The organism is Hyalangium sp. (assembly GCF_035629615.1).
In the GTDB taxonomy this organism is placed as follows: domain Bacteria; phylum Myxococcota; class Myxococcia; order Myxococcales; family Myxococcaceae; genus Hyalangium.
This window is the reverse complement of record NZ_DASPHO010000138.1, coordinates 1-15,701: the sequence shown is the minus strand read 5'-3', so window position 1 is coordinate 15,701 and position 15,701 is coordinate 1. Positions and strand designations below refer to the sequence as shown.

Here is a 15,701-nt window from a genome sequence, read left to right as displayed (position 1 = left end):
GCGGTTGGTCTCGAAGATCTCGACGCCCTCGGCGGCCAGCTGCTCGTCGGTGGCGAGGATGTTCTCCCGCTTCGCGCCGCGGCCGAGCGTCAGGATGGGCGGGTGCTCCAGCAGCAGCAGCGAGTCGCCGATGAGCTCCTGCCGCCGCGCATCCGCGAAGCGCTGCATGAGCGTAAGCCCGTCTTCGTACTCCACGCGGCCCAGCCTGTAGACCGTGAGCGTGCTCACACCGTCCCCTTCCGACGGCGCCGGGCTGGCTTCGCTGCTGCTCTCGGCGCCTTCCCCTTCTTGGCCCCTGGCTTCGGCCCTGCCGCCATGAGGCTCCATGAGCCCACCAGCACCCGGGCGAGCAGCGCGTTCAGCTCATGCCCGGCGCGAGGCGAACTCGCGGCCTCCGCGGCGATGGCGGCGAGCACCTCCTCCGTCACGGAGAGTTCCGAGGCCCGGGGCACCAACAGCCGCCGGGCAACCTCCATGAGCTCGTCCCGCGTGGGCACCTGGAGCGCGATCGCGAGCTGGATCTGCTCGAGCAGGGACACCGGAACCGCGCCGAGCACGCCCTCGCTCAGGGCGTGGGTGCCGAGGATCGGCAGGCGGCCCTCAGCCCCCTGCAGGACGAGCTTGGGAGCGCCCAAGGTCCCCCGCGCGCTCATCAACACCGTCCGCTCCGGGTGCCGCGCGAGGAAGGAGCCCAGCCGCTCCTGGGCCTCGAGCGGGAGCCGGTCCACATCCTCCACGAGCACCACCGGGCCCCCTGCCCCCTGCTCCAGCGCTTCGAGCGTCATGATGGTGCCGCGCTCCTGACTCGCGAGCTCCCGGAACCAGACGGTCTTCCCTGTCCCCTCGGGGCCGATCACGAGCACGCGTCTTGCCCCCGCCTTCAGGGCTCGCTCCAGCAGCGCGCGGGCGTCCTGCTGGCCCACGAGCTCGGCCATCTCGGCGTGCACGTCCTTTCGCCGCACGGGCCGAGGGTGCGTGGCAGCAGGGCCCTCCAGGCCGAGCAGCCCGCCGGACTCCCCGACGCACGCGGCGCAGATGAAGGAGCCGGTGGGGCCTGCAACCAGCTCGCCCACCTCTACCCGGGGGAGGCAACAGAACGAGCACCAGGCATCGAGCGCGGGATCCGCCCGAGTGGGCCCTCGCTCGATCAAGGCTCGCTCCTTCGCCGCGGGCGCCCCTCTCTCGGGCGATTCCGCTTCCTCGTCGGACCGCGCGACCTGCTCCTGGTACGAGCGGAACTCGTCGGGGGACACCATCGGCACAGGGAGTGCCTCCTCGGAGGCAGGCGCGGCAGAGCCGTCCCCCACATCCGCCACCAGCGCCGTCACCCCCTTGTCGACGATGGCCTTCATCTCCAGCACCACGTCAGCGCGTCGCGGCTTGACGGGGAGACGGCCCTCGGGTGTCTCTCCGGCTTGTGGCTCCGTCTCCTGGAGCGGCCACGCGCGCAGAGCCCCCTCCTCTTCCTGAGCATGTCGGAGGGCCCAGTCGAACGCCCGGCGACTTGCCTCCTGGAGCTCCACGGGCACGCCTGCCTCTGGAGAGGACTCGGTGTCCGGGAGCCGCTCGAGCCGGCGGAGCTCTTCGGCGACATCCTCCCGGCTCGGGTCCAGGCTCCGGGCGTGGCGCAGGACCTGGAGGGCGCGGGCCGAGTTGCCTGCACGCCGGTAGAGCTCGGCGGCCTTGCGCAGCTCAGCGACGGCGTTGGGCTTGTCTCCCCTCAGCTCCGCGGCCTGGGCGGCGCGGATGTGGTCTCGAGGACTCGACATGGGCGCAGCGTAACCTCCTCACGCCCCGGCCGCTCTGCCGAGGGGCCACGTACGCCTAGGCCATGGTCAGGAACAGCATTTCTGGCTGCTCGAGGTACGTGATCACCTCGTACACGAACTCGGCGGCCACCGAGCCATCGATGACGCGGTGATCGCACGACAGCGAGAGGTTCATCATCTCGCGCACGACGATCTGGTCATCCTTGACGACGGGCCGCTTGCGCAGCCGATGGACGCCGAGGATGCCCACCTCGGGGTGGTTGATGATGGGGGTGGCGAACAGGCCCCCGCTCTGGCCGAGCGAGGTGATCGTGAAGGTGCCACCCGTCAGCTCTTCGATCTTCAGCTTGCGCTCGCGGGCGGCGGCGCCCAGGCGGGCGATCTCATGAGCCAGATCGCGCAGCGTGAGCCGGTCCGCGTTGCGCACCACCGCGACGGTGAGCCCATCCGGAGTCTGGGCCGCGATGCCTATGTTGTACTCGCCGCGGACGACCAGCTCCTGGGTGGCCTCGTCGAAATTGGAGTTGAGGTGGGGGTACTTCTTCAGCGCGGCGATCACCGCCTTCACGATGAACGGGAGGAAGGTGAGCTTGGTGTCGTCCCCGAGGGCCTTCAGCTGCGAGTTGAGGCGCTTGCGCAGCGACACCAGATCGGTCCCGTCCACCTCCTCCACGAAGGCGAAGTGCGGCATGGTGAACTTCGACCGCACCATCTTCTCCGCGATCTTCTTGCGCAGGCCGCGGAGCGGAACGCGCTCGTCCGCCCGGCCGGCCGCCACCGGTGGAGCCGGAGGGGGCGCCGAGGGCCGGGCCTGAGCGCGCGTATTTCCCTCCAGGGCCGCCACGACATCCACCTTCGTCACGCGACCCTGCGGCCCGGAGCCCGCAATGTCCGCGAGGTTCAGGCCGTGCTCGCGAGCCATGCGCCGGGTGAGGGGCGTGGCCAGCACCTTGGCCGCGGGGACACCGTGGGTGTCCACGGCACCGTTCCCATTCTTTGCGGCAACAGGCTCGGCCTGCGCCGCCTGGGACGAGGGAGCCGCATGGCCGCCATGGCCCTCGGCCTGAGCAGCAACAGCGCCGTCGACCTCGAGAGAGACGAGGATCTGGTGGACCTTGGCCATGTCGCCCTCCTTGCCGTGCGTCTTGAGGACGCGGCCGGCCTTGGGGCTGGGCACGGTGACGGTGGCCTTGTCGGTCATCACCTCGGCGAGCACCTGGTCCTCCTTGACCGGGTCGCCTTCCTTCACGTGCCACTTGACGAGCTCGCCCTCCATCACGCCTTCGCCGAGGTCGGGGAGCTTGAATTCGAAGAGAGCCATGGGGGTGGAGGTCCGTCCTTCGGGAAGTGACGCGGGACTTCGAGGTGGGACTAACCGTTGCGCTCCGGGCGCTCGCGCTCCATGAGGCCCTTTATGAAAAACTCGGCGGCGCGGTAGCTCGAGCGCACCAGCGGGCCGCTGGCCACGTAGAGGAAGCCGTAGGACTCGGCGAGCTTCTTGTACTGCTCGAACTGCGCCGGGGTGACGAAGCGCTCCACGCGCAGGTGGTACTGCGAGGGCTGGAGGTACTGGCCCAGCGTGAGCACGTCCACACCCACCGCGCGCAGATCCTGGAAGATCTGCTCCAGCTCCGCATCCGTCTCGCCCAGGCCCACCATGACAGAGCTCTTGGTGTAGAGGCCCTCAGGGCGCTTCTTGAGGTACTCGAGCACGCGCAGCGACTGACGGTAGCCGGCGCGGCGATCTCGCACCGTGGGGGTGAGGCGCTCCACCGTCTCCACGTTGTGGGCCACCACGTGCGGGCGGGCCTCGGCGACGGTGTCGAGGTCCTTCTCCACGCCCTTGAAGTCGGGGATAAGCACCTCGACGATCGTCTTCGGCGACTCGCGGCGCAGTTCGCGGATGGCCGAGGCAAAGTGGCTGGCGCCGCCATCCGGCCGGTCGTCGCGGTTGACGGAGGTGACCACGATGTACTCGAGGTCCATCTCCTTGACGGCCTGGGCCAGGTGGATGGGCTCCATGGGATCCAGGGGCGGCGGCGCGCCGACCTTGACGTGGCAGAAGCGACAGGCGCGGGTGCAGACCTCGCCCATGAGCATCACCGTGGCGGTGCCACCGCCCCAGCACTCGGCGATGTTGGGGCAGCGGGCCTCCTCGCAGACGGTGGACAGCTTCGTCTTGCGGACGATGGACTTGACCCGCTCGTAGCCCTCTCCGTGGGGCAGGCGCACCTTCAACCACTCGGGCTTGCGAGTGCTCTCGGAGACCTGGGGAAGAGGGAACCGATCGGGAGTCGCCATGGGTCGCGGGCCTTGTAGGGTTGGGTCAAAAGCAGGGTCAAGCAGGAAGCCTTTAACGCGGGGCGTCAGCCGCGACAAAGGCTTCTGGAACGTCCTGTTTTGCTTAACGGCTGGGCGGCCTCGTGGCACTGCGGCGCCCGTGGGAAGTGCCCAGGTTGAGTGCATGGGGCGCATCCACCTGGGCACCAGCGGGTATGTGTACAAGCACTGGAAGGGCCTCTTCTACCCGCCCAAGCTGCCGAGCAATCGCTGGCTCCCCTACTACGCCCGCGTGTTCTCCACCGTGGAGCTGAACGCCACCTTCTACCGGCTCCCTACGCCCGAGGCCGTGGACTCGTGGCGCGAGCAGGTGCCGGACGGGTTCATCTTCGCCTGCAAGGGCAGCCGCTTCCTCACGCACATGAAGCGGCTGACAGACGTGGGGTTGGGGCTGGAGCGCTTCTTCACGGTCATCCATCGGCTGGGGCCCAAGCTGGGCCCCGTGCTCTGGCAGCTGCCGCCGCACATGAAGTACCCGGATCCGGAGCGGCTGGACACCTTCCTATGCCACCTGCCCCACGACGTGCAGCACGCCTTCGAGTTCCGCGACCCGGCCTGGTACCACCCCGAGGTGCTGGAGGTGCTGGACGCGTGGGGCGCTGCCGTGTGCGAGCACGATCTCTGCCCCCAGCCTCCGCCCTTCGTGACGGGAGGCTGGCGCTACCTGCGCTTCCACGGCACCTCGTCCCGGTACTCGGGGCGCTATGGCCGCAAGGCCCTGCGCACCGTGGCCAGAGATCTGGATGGCTGGAGGCGCGAGGGCTTCGACTCCTGGGTCTACTTCAACAACGATCTCCAAGGGCATGCGCTGCTGGACGCGTTCGAGCTCTCGGACCTGCTCGGCGAGCCCGTGCACCTGCCCCCCGAGAGAAGCGGGGCTCAGATGTGGATCGGGTGACCCAGCGCCGCTTCCGCGCCCTCCTTCATGATCTCCGAGAGGGTCGGGTGCGCGTGCATCGTGTGCGCCAGCTCCTCGGTGGTGATCTCCAGCCGGAGCGCCACACACGCCTCCGCCAGCAGCTCCGTGGCATGAGGGCCCACGAGGTGCACGCCCAGCACCTCGTCGTACTTCTTGTCCGAGACCACCTTGATCATGCCACTGGCCTCATTGGAGATGGACGCCTTGGTGACGGCGCTGAACGGGAAGATGCCCGTCTTAACGTCGTAGCCGCGCTCCTTGGCCTTCTTCTCCGTCAGCCCCACCGAGGCCACCTCGGGGTAGCAGTACGTGGCGGAGGGCACCAGATCGTAGTTGATCGCCTGCGGGTTCTTCCCGGCGATGTGCTCCACCGCCAGGATGCACTCCGAGCTCGCCACGTGCGCCAGCATCGCCGTGGGGATCACGTCGCCAACGGCGTACACGTTCGGCTCCGAGGTCCGCATCATCTGATCCACCTTGATGAAGCCGCGATCCGTCTGGATGCTCGTCTGCTTCAGGCCGATGTCCTCGGTCACCGGCGCGCGGCCCACCGCCGACAGCAGCAGCTCCGCCTCGATCGTCTTCGTCTCGGTGCCCACCGTCATCGTCACCTTCACGCCGGTGGCGGTGTGCTCCACCTTCTCCACCTTGGCGCCGGTGTGCATGTCGATCTTCCGCTTCCGGAAGTGCTTCTCCAGCTCCTTCGAGGCGTCCACATCCTCGATCGGCAGCAGGTTCGGCATGTACTCGACGATGGCCACCTGGCTGCCCACGTGGTTGAAGACGGAGGCGAACTCACAGCCCACCGCGCCCGCGCCGATCACGATCAGGCTCTTGGGGATCCGGTCGATCAGCAGGATCGAGTCGCTGTTCAGCACCTTCTTGTGGTCCACCTGGACCGTCGGAAGGGACTTGGGCACCGAGCCGGTGGCGATGATGATGTTCTTGGTGTCCAGCGTCTGCTTGGAGCCATCCTCGCCGGTCACCTCCACCTTGCCCTTGCCGGCGATGCGGCCATGGCCCTTGAGGACCGTGACCTTGTTCTTCTTCATCAGGAAGTCGATGCCGTTGGCTCCCTTGGTGACCACGTCCTGCTTGTGCTTCTGGGCGTTGGCCCAGTTCATGGTCGGGCTGGCCACGTCGATCCCGAACTTGGCCGCCTCGTGGATGTGGTGGAACAGCTCCGCCGTCCACAGCAGGGACTTGGTGGGGATGCAGCCACGGTGGAGGCAGGTGCCGCCCAGCCGCTTGTCCTTCTCGATGATGGCCGTCTTCAGGCCGAGCTGGGCCGCTCGGATGGCACCCACGTAGCCGCCAGGTCCAGAACCGATGATCACCACATCGAACATCTCAGCCACGAACGCCTCCGTTCAGGTAGAACCCGCGAAGGGCTGATAACCTCCGCTCACGGTGGGAATCAAGGAGTTTGCATTGCGCCGCTTCTCTCTTCGAACCCTTATCCTCATGGCATTGGCTCTGATCGTCTTCGTGCGCATGTGGATCGTCACCCACAAACCGAAGGAGCCAGAGGCCGGAACGACGCCGCCCCCCTCTTCGGGAATGCAGGTGGATGTGGCCTCGCCCTCCGAGGCTGCGAGGGCGCCCTCCCCTGCCGCGTCGCAGGACTGCAAGACGCTCGAGCGGGCACTGGATGTCGTCATTCGCACCCCGGGAGACAGTGCGGCGCTCGCCGAGGCCCAGCGCACGGTGGAGGCCTGCGGTGAGCCCCCTGTCCGGGCCTGCGAGCTGGGCATGGCGCTGGATGCCCGGGCGCCGCTGACACAGGAGGCCTCGCCCGCGCGAGAGCTGCTGAAGGCCCTGTGCCAGCGCTGCCCTGCTGCGGTCAACACCTGCGCCGAGCTCGTCAGCCGCACGCTGGTGGGTGGCCTGCCCGGGCGACGACTGGAGCTCGCGGAGGTGCGCTGGAACCTGGAGAACGCGGGTCCCGGTACGGCGGCGGCGTGCGCGGTGTTGGTGCGCGAGGCGCTCGTCCCCGCGGCGGTGACAGGCGGCAAGGTGGACCCGGAACACCCGGCCCTGGTCACGGAGCTGGCGCCCCTCTGCGCCAAGGGCGGGCACCTGCCTCCCCTGATCGTGAATGCCGTGCTGCTCCAGCAGGGAATGAAGGCGGGCAACCTCGCCGCACTGGCCAAGGGCCCGGTCGCGACCACGTCCCCGGATGGAGGGATGCCGCCTCCGGACGCGGGAGTCACCCCAGACAGGGTCGGTCCGCCCATGGCACCTGCGCAGGTGACGGGCGCAGAGGCCGGGCGCCACGCGTTCGATGGGAATGAAAAGACAGGGGTGGATCTGGGCAACGGGGTCACCGAGCGCTGGGAGGCCGATGGGGCGCTGCGCGCACAGTTCGAGCCGCCGCTGAAGCAGCTCACCGTGGTGCGCATCAAGGCGAAGGGGCCGGGCTCGCTGCGCGCCATCGTCCGCACTCCGAAGGATCTGGGCCTGAAGGACCCGGAGCGCGGCACGTTCTTCGTGAACCCCACCGTGTGCCAGTTCAAGGGGACGGGTCAGTGGGAGGCCTGCACGGTGCTGGCGCCGTTGCTGGACGTGGAGGCGCTCAGCGTCTTCCCCAGCGAACCGAAGATCTCCCTCTACGAGCTGGAGGCCCGCGGTCCCTAGGCGCGCGGGAGCCCGGAGACTTGCAGCGGGAGCCGCAGCCGCGCCCGGCACCCGGCTCCTTCTGTCCGGTTCTCCAGGCGCAGGGTGCCCCCGTGCGCTTCGGCGATCTGCCGGCTGAGCACCAGCCCGATTCCACTGCCCTGCGGCTTCGTGGTGAAGAAGGGCACGAACAGGTTGCCCGTGTCCGCCAGCCCCGGGCCCTCGTCCTCCACCCAGAGCTCCACCGCGTCCGCCGCTGGCCTCGTCCAGGACACCCACACGCGGCCCTGACGCTCCTTCGCCGCGTCCACCGCATTGCGCACCAGGTTGATCAGCAGCTGCTCGAGCTGATCCCCGTCCCCCTTCATCGTCAGCACCGGGCCCGGCCTTACCTCCACCGGCAGCCGCGTCTCCAGCGCCACCACCCGCCGCACCCAGGACTCCAGCTCCAGCGGCGCCAGCTTCGGCGGCGGCAGGCGCGCCAGCTTCGCGTAGGCCGACAGGAACCGCGCCAGCGACTCGCTGCGCCGCTCGATGATCCCCAGCCCCGACTTCGCGTCCTCCTCCCAGTCCGGCGGCCGAGGCCCTTGCACCAGCGCATCCCTCAGCGCCCCCGCGATGGACTGGATCGGCGTCAGCGAGTTGTTGATCTCGTGGCTCAGCACCCTCACCATCCGCCGCCACGCCTCGCGCTCCTCCTCGCGCAGCGCCAGCCGCAGATCCGCCACCACCACCAGCTGGTGCGGCAGCCCTCCCTGCCGGAATGCCCCTCGCCGCAGCTCGTACGGCCCGCCCTCCACCGCGAAGGTGCGCGTGAGGCGCCGCGGCACCGGGCCTTCCAGCAGATCCGCCAGCCCCAGCGACCGGGCGCCCTTGTTCACCACGTGCGCTCGCGGCAGGCCCAGGAGCCGCTCCCCCGCGCGGTTGACCAGCTTCAGCGTCCCCGCCTCATCGAAGGTCAGCACCGCGACGTCAATCTCCTCCATCACCTGCGTCAGCAGCGCCCCCGCCTCCATCGCCCCCAGCCGCTGCTCGCGCAGCGTGTCCCCGAGCGCGTTGACCTCCAGCAGCACCTCACCGAGCGGATCATCCCCGCGCGCCCCGCGCCCACGCACTGAGTAGTCCCCCTCGCGCAGCGCGGCCAGCAGGTTGGCCACCGTCTGCAGCGGCCGGGAGATCCGCTCCCGCACGGCGATCGCCGCGCCCAGGTGCACCGCCAGCACCGCGACGGAGAGCGTCCACTGCACCTTCGAGCTCACCTCCCCCGTCCACAGGAGCACCAGCGAGGTGACTGAGCCCGGCAGCCCTGCCAGCAGCGCCAGCAGGAAGACGCGGAGATCGTGCGGCAGCGATCTCCGGGGACGTTTCACCGCGCTCCCTTGATGCCGTAGTACTGCATGCGGCGGTACAGCGCGCTGCGGGACAGCCCGAGCGCCTTGGCCGCGTCACTCACGTTGCCCTCGTACCGCGTCAGGGCCCGCTCGATGAGATAGCGCTCCACCTCCTCCAGCGTCATCTCCTCCAGGCGGGACGAGCCCTCCCGGCTGGTGCGCCGCAGCAGCAGATCCTCCGGCGTCACCTCGTCCCCGCTGGCCATGAGCAGCGCGCGCTCCACGGTGTGCTCCAGCTCGCGCACATTGCCTGGCCACGCATAGGACATCAGGGCCTCCAGCGCGCCCTGCGACAGGCGCATCGCCGCGCGACCATAGCGCCGGCCCTGCTCGGCCAGGAAGTGCGAGGCCAGCAGCGGGATGTCCTCGCGCCGATCCCTCAGCGGAGGCAGCTGCACCTCCACCGTGTTGAGGCGGTAGAGCAGATCCTCGCGGAAGCGCCCCTCGGCCACGGCCTTGGACAGATCCGCGTTCGTCGCCGAGATGACGCGCACCGACACCCGGCGCACCTTGGAGGAGCCCACCGGGTGCAGCTCGCCCGTCTGCAGCACGCGCAGGAGCTTCGCCTGCTGCGTGAGCGGCATGTTGCCGATCTCGTCCAGGAAGAGAATGCCGCCGTCCGCCAGCTCGAAGCAGCCGATGCGATCCGTCTTCGCGTCCGTGAAGGCTCCCTTCACATGACCGAACAGCTCGCTCTCGAAGACGCCCTCGGAGAGCCCGCCCGAGTTGACCGCGACGAAGGAGCTGTCCGGGCGCCCCGAGGCCTCGTGGAGCCAGCGCGCCACCACCTCCTTGCCCGTGCCGTGCTCGCCGGTGATGAGGACGTTGGCCCCCGAGGGCGCCACGCGCTCCACCAGCCGCCGCACGGCCTGCATGGCGCGGGACTCGGCCAGGAAGGAGGGGCGCTCGCCGCCCTTGCGCAGGTGGGTGTTCTCCTCCTCCAGCCTCCGGGAGCGCCGCAGCGCCCGCCGCAGCTCCAGCTGCGTGCGCACCAGGCTCAACAGCCGCGTGTTGTCCCACGGCTTCTGCACGTAGTCCCGAGCGCCTCCGCGAATGGCCTCCACGGCCCCCTCCACGCTGCCCCAGGCCGTCATCACCACCACCGGCAGCGCCGCGTCGAGCTGGCGCACGCGGGCGAGCAGATCCAGCCCCTCGCGCCCGGAGGTGGTGTCGCGCGCGTAGTTGAGGTCCATCAGCAGCACGTCCACGTCCTCGGCCTCGAGCATGGCCATCACGCCCGCCGGGGACTGGGCCGTCAGCACGACATACCCGTCGCGCTTGAGCAGCAGGCGCAGCGCCTCCAGCACGTCGACCTGATCGTCAGCAACGAGGACGCGCGGCCGCGAGTCGGGCTCGGGCCTTGGGGCACTGTCAGGGATTGCGGGAGCGGTTTCGGACACGGCGGCACCCAAGGGAGGAAGAACTCTGCCAGAAGCCCTCTCGAAGAGGGGCAATACAATCGATACACGTCATGGGCTTCTCCGGGATGGCTCGGAGGGCAGGCAGGGGCTCATCCTCGCCTCAGGACGTCGGCCGGATCCGCGCTGGCAGCCCGGTGCGCAGGGAGCCAGCTCGCCGCGGCCGCGACCGCCAGCAGCAGGGCCGGCACTCCCAGGAAGACGGTGGCATCGAGGCGCTCCACACCAAAGAGCAGCCCCTCCAGCACGCGGCGCGTGGCGAATGCCCCCGCCAGCCCCACCGCCAGGCCTATCCCCACCCGCGCCAGCGACTGGCTCATCACCAGCCGCAGCACGTCCTCGCGCCGGGCTCCCAGCGCCATGCGGATGCCCATCTCCCGCGAGCGCTGCGCCACCGCGTAGGACATCACCCCGTAGATGCCCACCGCGGCGAGCACCAGGGCGAGCACGCCAAACCCTCCCAGCAGCATCGCCTGGAACCGGGGCTGGCCCAGGCCCGCGGCGAGCATGGCCTCCAGGGTGTTGCTCTGGGCGAGCGCGACGCCTGAGTCCACCGCGCGCAGCTCCTCACGGACCACGCCGGCGAGGTTCCAGGCCTCGTGCCCGGCTGCCGCACGCACCACCAGGTACCCCCCGGGAAAGGGATCCTGCGCATACGGCAGATAGACCGTGGGCTCCATGCCGCTCTGGAGGCCCGAGTAGGCCACATCCCCCACCACGCCCACGACCGTGCGCCACTCCTGCTGGTCGTCCACCCGGACCATCGACACGCGCCGGCCCACGGCGTCCTGTCCGGGGAAGTGGAGGCGCGCGAAGGACTGGCTCACCAGCATCACCTGCTCCGCGCTCGGCTGATCGGACTCCGAGAATCCGCGTCCCGCCAGCAGGGGGACCCGGAGCGTCTCCAGGAACCGGGGCGTAGCGGGGATATAGAGGACAGAGGGGAGCTCCTCTTCTTCAGGCCTCCCTTCCACGAGGAAGCTCGTGCGCCGCTGATCGCCGCTGGGCGGGAGGCTCAGGCTCACTCCCGCGACCTCCACCTCCGGGCGCGTGGAGAGCCGGCTCAGCAGCTCCCGGTTGAAGGCCCTCATGCGCTCGGGCTCGCTGTAGCGGCTCGAAGGGAGAGACAGCTTCGCCACGAAGACGCCCTCCGGGTGGATGCCGGGATCCACCTGGTGCAGGTGCCAGAAGCTCTTCAGCATCAGCCCGGCCGCCGTGACGAGCACCAACGCCAGCGCGACCTCCGCGATCACGAGCACGCCATGGGTCCTCCCGCGCGAGCCCTCCGCGCCCCCACGTCCCAGCGCGGACTCCGGGGTCAACCGGCTGCGCTGGAGCGCGGGCGCCAGGCCCACCCCCACCCCCGTCACCAGGGCCACGCCGAGCGCGAACAGGAGCACCCGCCCGTCCACCGACACCTCCTGGCCGCGAGGCAGCGCGCTCACCCCCATGGCCAGCAGCGCGTCCGTGCCCCACATGGCCAGCAGGACCCCTCCCACGGCGCCCAGCAGCGACAGCAGCACGCTCTCGGTGAGCAGCTGCTGCAGGATCCGCCCACGGCTGGCCCCCAGCGCCACGCGGATGCCGAACTCGCGCTCGCGCACGGCCGAGCGCGCGAGCTGCAGGTGCGCCACGTTGGCCATGGCGATCAGCAACACCAGCGCCACCGCCCCAAGCAGCACCAGGAGCAGGACCTGCACGTTGCCCACGAGCTGCTCCTGGTAGCCCAGCGCGCCGATCCGCAGATCCCCCTGCGTGTCCGGGAACTCCTTGGCGAGCTGACCGGCGATGGAGCCCAGCTCGGAACGTGCCGCGGCCAGGGTAACCCCGGGAGCCAGCCGCCCCGCCATGATGAAAGCATTGTATCCGCGCGACTGGCGTGCGGGAGAGCTGGCCGAGCCGGACAGGCTCGTGAAGCTCACCCAGAGCTGGGTATTGGCGTGCGGCACCTGGAAGGACGGTGGCATGACGCCCAGCACCGTGTAGGGCTGGCCGCCGAGCGTCAGGGTCCGTCCCACCAGGTCCTGCCGCGCTCCGAGCTGCTGCCACAGCGAGTGGCTGATGACGACGTTCGGCTCGGTCCGCTCCTCCGGAGAGAACCAGCGTCCGAAGAGCGGCATGACGCCGAAGGTCTCGAAGAAAGCCCCCTCAACCACCAGGCCTCGTACCTGCTCCGGGTCCCCTTCTCCCGTGAGGTTGAAGAGGTTGTTGGAGTACGCGGTGAGGCTCTGGAAGAGCGTGCTCCGACGGGAGACCTCGTCGAAGGTGAAGAGGCTGTAGCGGTTGGCGTGACGCTGCGCCTGGTTCTCGCCGAGGATGACCACCGAGTCCGGCTCGGGGAAGGGCAGCGGCCGCAGCAGCACCGCATGCACCACGCTGAAGAGGGCGGTCGTGGCACCAATCCCCAGCGCCAGTGCCAGGACGGCGGCCAGCGTGAAGCCGGGCGCCTGACGCATCAGGCGGACGGCGTAGCGGACATCCTGCAGGAGCGTGGACATCGGTGCCTCCAGAGAGGGCTCAGCGGGGTTCCTGGATCCAGCCATCCGCCAGCTGGATGACGCGATGGCCGTAGGCGGCGTTCGCCTCGGAGTGAGTCACCTGCACCACGGTGGTGCCCGCGCGATTGAGGGCCTGGAACATCTCCATGATCTGCTTGGCCTGCGTCGAGTGCAGGTTGCCGGTGGGCTCGTCCGCCAGCAGCATCTTGGGGCTCGCGATGAGGGCCCTCGCGATGCCCACGATCTGCTGCTGCCCGCCGGAGAGCTGGTTCGGGTACAGGTCCTTCTTCCCCACGAGCTGGAAGCGATCCAGCATGTCCGCCACCAGCGCCTCGCGCTCGGAGCGCTTGAGGTTGCGGTAGGAGAGCGGCACCTCCAGGTTCTCCGCCACGGTGAGCCCGTCCAGCAGGTGGTACTGCTGAAAGACGAAGCCGACGGTGCTCTTGGCCAGCTCCGCCCGATCCTTCGGCTTCATCCCGTGCACGGCCCGGCCATCCAGGAGGTACTCGCCCGTCCACTCGGCATCCAGCATCCCCAGGATGGACAGCAGCGTGGACTTGCCCGCGCCGGAGGGCCCCATCAGCGTGACGAACTCTCCGGCCTGCACCTCCAGCTGGATGCGGCGCAGCACCCAGGTCCGGCCACCCGCGATGGGGTAGGACTTCTCGACGTTGCGCAGGGAGATGAGGGGTTGGGACATTGAGGTTTCACTCCGAGCGAAGGGTGAGGGCGGGATCCACCTTCGCGGCGCGGCGCGCGGGCAGCCAGCTCGCCACCAGCGCCACGCCCGCCAGCAGCACCGCCACCCCGGCGAACGTCAGCGGGTCATGCGCCTTCACCCCGTACAGGAGCGCGCTCAGCAGCCGCCCGAGCCCCAGCGCCAGGACGAGCCCGAGCCCCACCCCCAGCAGCGTCATGCGCATCCCCTGCCCCACCATCAACCCAAGCACGTCCGCCTGCCGCGCGCCCAGCGCCATGCGGATGCCCAGCTCGCGGGTGCGCTGCGTGACGGTGTAGGCGATGACGCCGTAGATGCCGAGCGACGCGAGCACCACGGCCACGCCCGCGAAGAGCCCCAGCAGCAGCATGGAGAAGCGGCGCTGGCTCACCGAGCTGTCCACCACCGCCTCCATGGGGGCCACGTCATAGAGCGGGAGATCCCGATCCACCGCGTGCAGCTCGGCCTGCAGCGAGGCCAGCAGCGACGTGGGGCTCTGGCGGGTGCGCACCACGAGGTACGTCCCCAGGGGGTTGCGCTGCGTCACCGAGTAGTAGGAGACGGGGCGCGCGGGCAGATCCAGCCCCCACTCCCGCACGTCCTTCACGATGCCGACCACCGTGGCCCACGGCCTGTTCGGATCCCTGCCGCCAAGCCGCACGCGCTGGCCGATCGGCTCCTCGCCGGGGAAGATGACGCGGGCCATCGTCTCGTTGATCACGACCGCGTGGGGCGCGTCGAAGCCATCCGAGTCCGAGAGCATCCTCCCGCGGAGCAGCGGGATCCGGAGGGCCTTGTGGTAGTCCGCGCTCACCGCCCGGTACTCCACCGCCGGGCGCGGCGGATCGCTTGGCGACATCGTCTTGCCCTCAATGTCGAAGCTCCAGTCCGAGCGGCCGGTGAGCGGCAGCAGATTGGCCAGGCCCGCGGCCTCCACGCCGGGCACCGCCTGCACCCGCGCCAGGAAGTCCCGCATTAGCGCGGCGCGCTTGGAGGGCTCGCCGTAGCGCTCCGAGGGCAGCGACAGCCGTGCCGTGAGGACGCCCTGGGGCTCGAAGCCCGCATCCACCCCCTGCAGCGCCATGAAGCTGCGCAGGAAGAGCCCGGCGCCCACGAGCAACACCAGCGCGAGCGCCACCTGGGAGACCACCAGCACGGAGCGCACCCGCCCCGAGCCCCTCCCTCCCGTGCCGCGCGCCCCCTCTCGCATGGCGCCGTGGAGATCCGCGCGGCTGGCCTGGAGCGCAGGCACCAGACCGAACAGCAGCCCCGTCAGCACCGAGACCCCTGCGGTGAACAGCACCACCCGGCCGTCCAGGCGCACCTCGGCGGCCCTGGGCAGCCCTTCTCCCACCAGGGCCAGCAGTGCATCCATGCCCCACATCGCCAGCAGCAGGCCCAGGGCTCCCCCTGCGAGCGAGAGGACGAGGCTCTCCGTCAGGAGCTGCGTCACCAGGCGCCTGCGGTCCGCCCCGAGCGCCGCGCGGATGGAGATCTCCCGGCTGCGCGCCGCCGCTCGGGCCAGCAGCAGGTTCGCCACGTTGGTGCAGGCGATCAGCAGCACGAAGCCCACCGCGCCCAGCAGCACCCACAGCGTGGAGCGCACCCCACCCACCGTCTGCTCCTCCATGGACACCACGGAGATCGCCCACCCACTGCTCTTGCTGTAGTTGTTCGGGTTCGCCTGGGTCAGCTCCGCCGCCACGCGATCCATGTCCCGCTGCGCGGCCTCCGTCGTCACGCCCGGCTTCACGCGGGCCAGGACGTCCAGGAAGCGGCTCCCCCGGGCGCCCGGGTTGAGCTGCTCCGGCGTGGGGGCGAAGGGCACGTAGAGATCCGTACCCTGGGGGTACTCGAAGCCAGCCGGCAGCACGCCCACCACCGTGAAGGGCTGCCCGTCGAGCGTCAGCGTCGTTCCCAGGATGTTCGGGTCCGCCCCGAAGCGCCCGCGCCAGAGCCGGTGCGTGAGGACCACCACCTGATCCCGGCCCTGGGTCTCCTCCTCCTCGGAGAAGTTGCGGCCCATCATCGG

The 15,701-nt window shown here is 69.8% G+C and carries 12 protein-coding genes; 2 read left to right on the top strand and 10 right to left on the bottom strand.

The features are described 5' to 3' along the window. From VD972_RS06925 to lipA, 4 genes are all read right to left on the bottom strand, one after another. On the bottom strand, window positions 1-228 hold a 228-nt coding region (locus VD972_RS06925), incomplete at its 3' end, for a lipoyl protein ligase domain-containing protein (protein WP_414653996.1). Next, complete coding sequence (locus VD972_RS06920) at window positions 225-1,769, bottom strand: ClpX C4-type zinc finger protein (protein ID WP_324982580.1); 1,545 nt, start codon at window positions 1,767-1,769, stop codon at window positions 225-227. The genes VD972_RS06925 and VD972_RS06920, both read right to left, overlap by 4 nt. A gap of 55 nt (window positions 1,770-1,824) precedes the next feature. Next, a complete protein-coding gene (locus VD972_RS06915; RefSeq protein WP_324982577.1) occupies window positions 1,825-3,090 on the bottom strand; it encodes a dihydrolipoamide acetyltransferase family protein in 1,266 nt (421 codons plus the stop codon). A gap of 50 nt (window positions 3,091-3,140) precedes the next feature. Beyond that, window positions 3,141-4,070, bottom strand: coding sequence for a lipoyl synthase (gene lipA, locus VD972_RS06910; protein ID WP_324982574.1), 930 nt, complete (start codon window positions 4,068-4,070; stop codon window positions 3,141-3,143). Between the two features lie 163 nt (window positions 4,071-4,233). On the opposite strand from lipA, the gene VD972_RS06905 reads away from it, so the two are divergent. After that, complete coding sequence (locus tag VD972_RS06905; protein ID WP_324982571.1) at window positions 4,234-5,007, top strand: DUF72 domain-containing protein; 774 nt, start codon at window positions 4,234-4,236, stop codon at window positions 5,005-5,007. Here the strand turns inward: VD972_RS06905 and lpdA are convergent. After that, window positions 4,989-6,386: a dihydrolipoyl dehydrogenase gene (lpdA, locus tag VD972_RS06900; protein ID WP_324982568.1), complete on the bottom strand. Its 1,398-nt coding sequence runs from the start codon at window positions 6,384-6,386 to the stop codon at window positions 4,989-4,991. The genes VD972_RS06905 and lpdA overlap by 19 nt on opposite strands. Window positions 6,387-6,492: 106 nt before the next feature. Here lpdA and VD972_RS06895 point away from each other — a divergent pair, with 106 nt between their 5' ends. Next, window positions 6,493-7,665, top strand: a complete 1,173-nt coding sequence (locus VD972_RS06895; RefSeq protein WP_324982565.1) for a hypothetical protein — start codon at window positions 6,493-6,495, stop codon at window positions 7,663-7,665. Here VD972_RS06895 and VD972_RS06890 read toward each other — a convergent pair. The 5 genes from VD972_RS06890 to VD972_RS06870 all read right to left on the bottom strand — a co-directional run. Beyond that, window positions 7,662-9,014 carry a sensor histidine kinase gene (locus tag VD972_RS06890; protein ID WP_324982562.1) on the bottom strand — a complete coding sequence of 451 codons (1,353 nt, stop codon included), beginning with the start codon at window positions 9,012-9,014 and terminating at the stop codon, window positions 7,662-7,664. The genes VD972_RS06895 and VD972_RS06890 overlap by 4 nt on opposite strands. Continuing rightward, a complete protein-coding gene (locus VD972_RS06885) occupies window positions 9,011-10,435 on the bottom strand; it encodes a sigma-54-dependent transcriptional regulator (RefSeq protein ID WP_414653995.1) in 1,425 nt (474 codons plus the stop codon). Before VD972_RS06885 ends, VD972_RS06890 begins: the two co-directional genes overlap by 4 nt. A gap of 110 nt (window positions 10,436-10,545) precedes the next feature. Continuing rightward, window positions 10,546-12,951 carry an ABC transporter permease gene (locus VD972_RS06880; protein WP_324982556.1) on the bottom strand — a complete coding sequence of 802 codons (2,406 nt, stop codon included), beginning with the start codon at window positions 12,949-12,951 and terminating at the stop codon, window positions 10,546-10,548. Between the two features lie 19 nt (window positions 12,952-12,970). Further along, the gene (locus VD972_RS06875; protein ID WP_324982553.1) at window positions 12,971-13,651 is read right to left on the bottom strand and encodes an ABC transporter ATP-binding protein; all 681 of its coding nucleotides are present in this window, start codon (window positions 13,649-13,651) and stop codon (window positions 12,971-12,973) included. Window positions 13,652-13,658: 7 nt separating this feature from the next. Beyond that, the coding region (locus VD972_RS06870; RefSeq protein WP_324982550.1) for an ABC transporter permease at window positions 13,659-15,701 on the bottom strand (2,043 nt) is incomplete at its 5' end.

Excerpts from the sequence above, each read along its gene's own strand:
- VD972_RS06895 (WP_324982565.1), top strand. The coding sequence starts at position 6,493 with ATGGCATTGGCTCTGATCGTCTTCGTGCGCATGTGGATCGTCACCCAC.
- VD972_RS06880 (WP_324982556.1), bottom strand. The coding sequence starts at position 12,951 with ATGTCCACGCTCCTGCAGGATGTCCGCTACGCCGTCCGCCTGATGCGT.
- VD972_RS06915 (WP_324982577.1), bottom strand. The coding sequence starts at position 3,090 with ATGGCTCTCTTCGAATTCAAGCTCCCCGACCTCGGCGAAGGCGTGATG.
- VD972_RS06875 (WP_324982553.1), bottom strand. The coding sequence starts at position 13,651 with ATGTCCCAACCCCTCATCTCCCTGCGCAACGTCGAGAAGTCCTACCCC.
- VD972_RS06905 (WP_324982571.1), top strand. The coding sequence starts at position 4,234 with ATGGGGCGCATCCACCTGGGCACCAGCGGGTATGTGTACAAGCACTGG.
- VD972_RS06920 (WP_324982580.1), bottom strand. The coding sequence starts at position 1,769 with ATGTCGAGTCCTCGAGACCACATCCGCGCCGCCCAGGCCGCGGAGCTG.
- lipA (WP_324982574.1), bottom strand. The coding sequence starts at position 4,070 with ATGGCGACTCCCGATCGGTTCCCTCTTCCCCAGGTCTCCGAGAGCACT.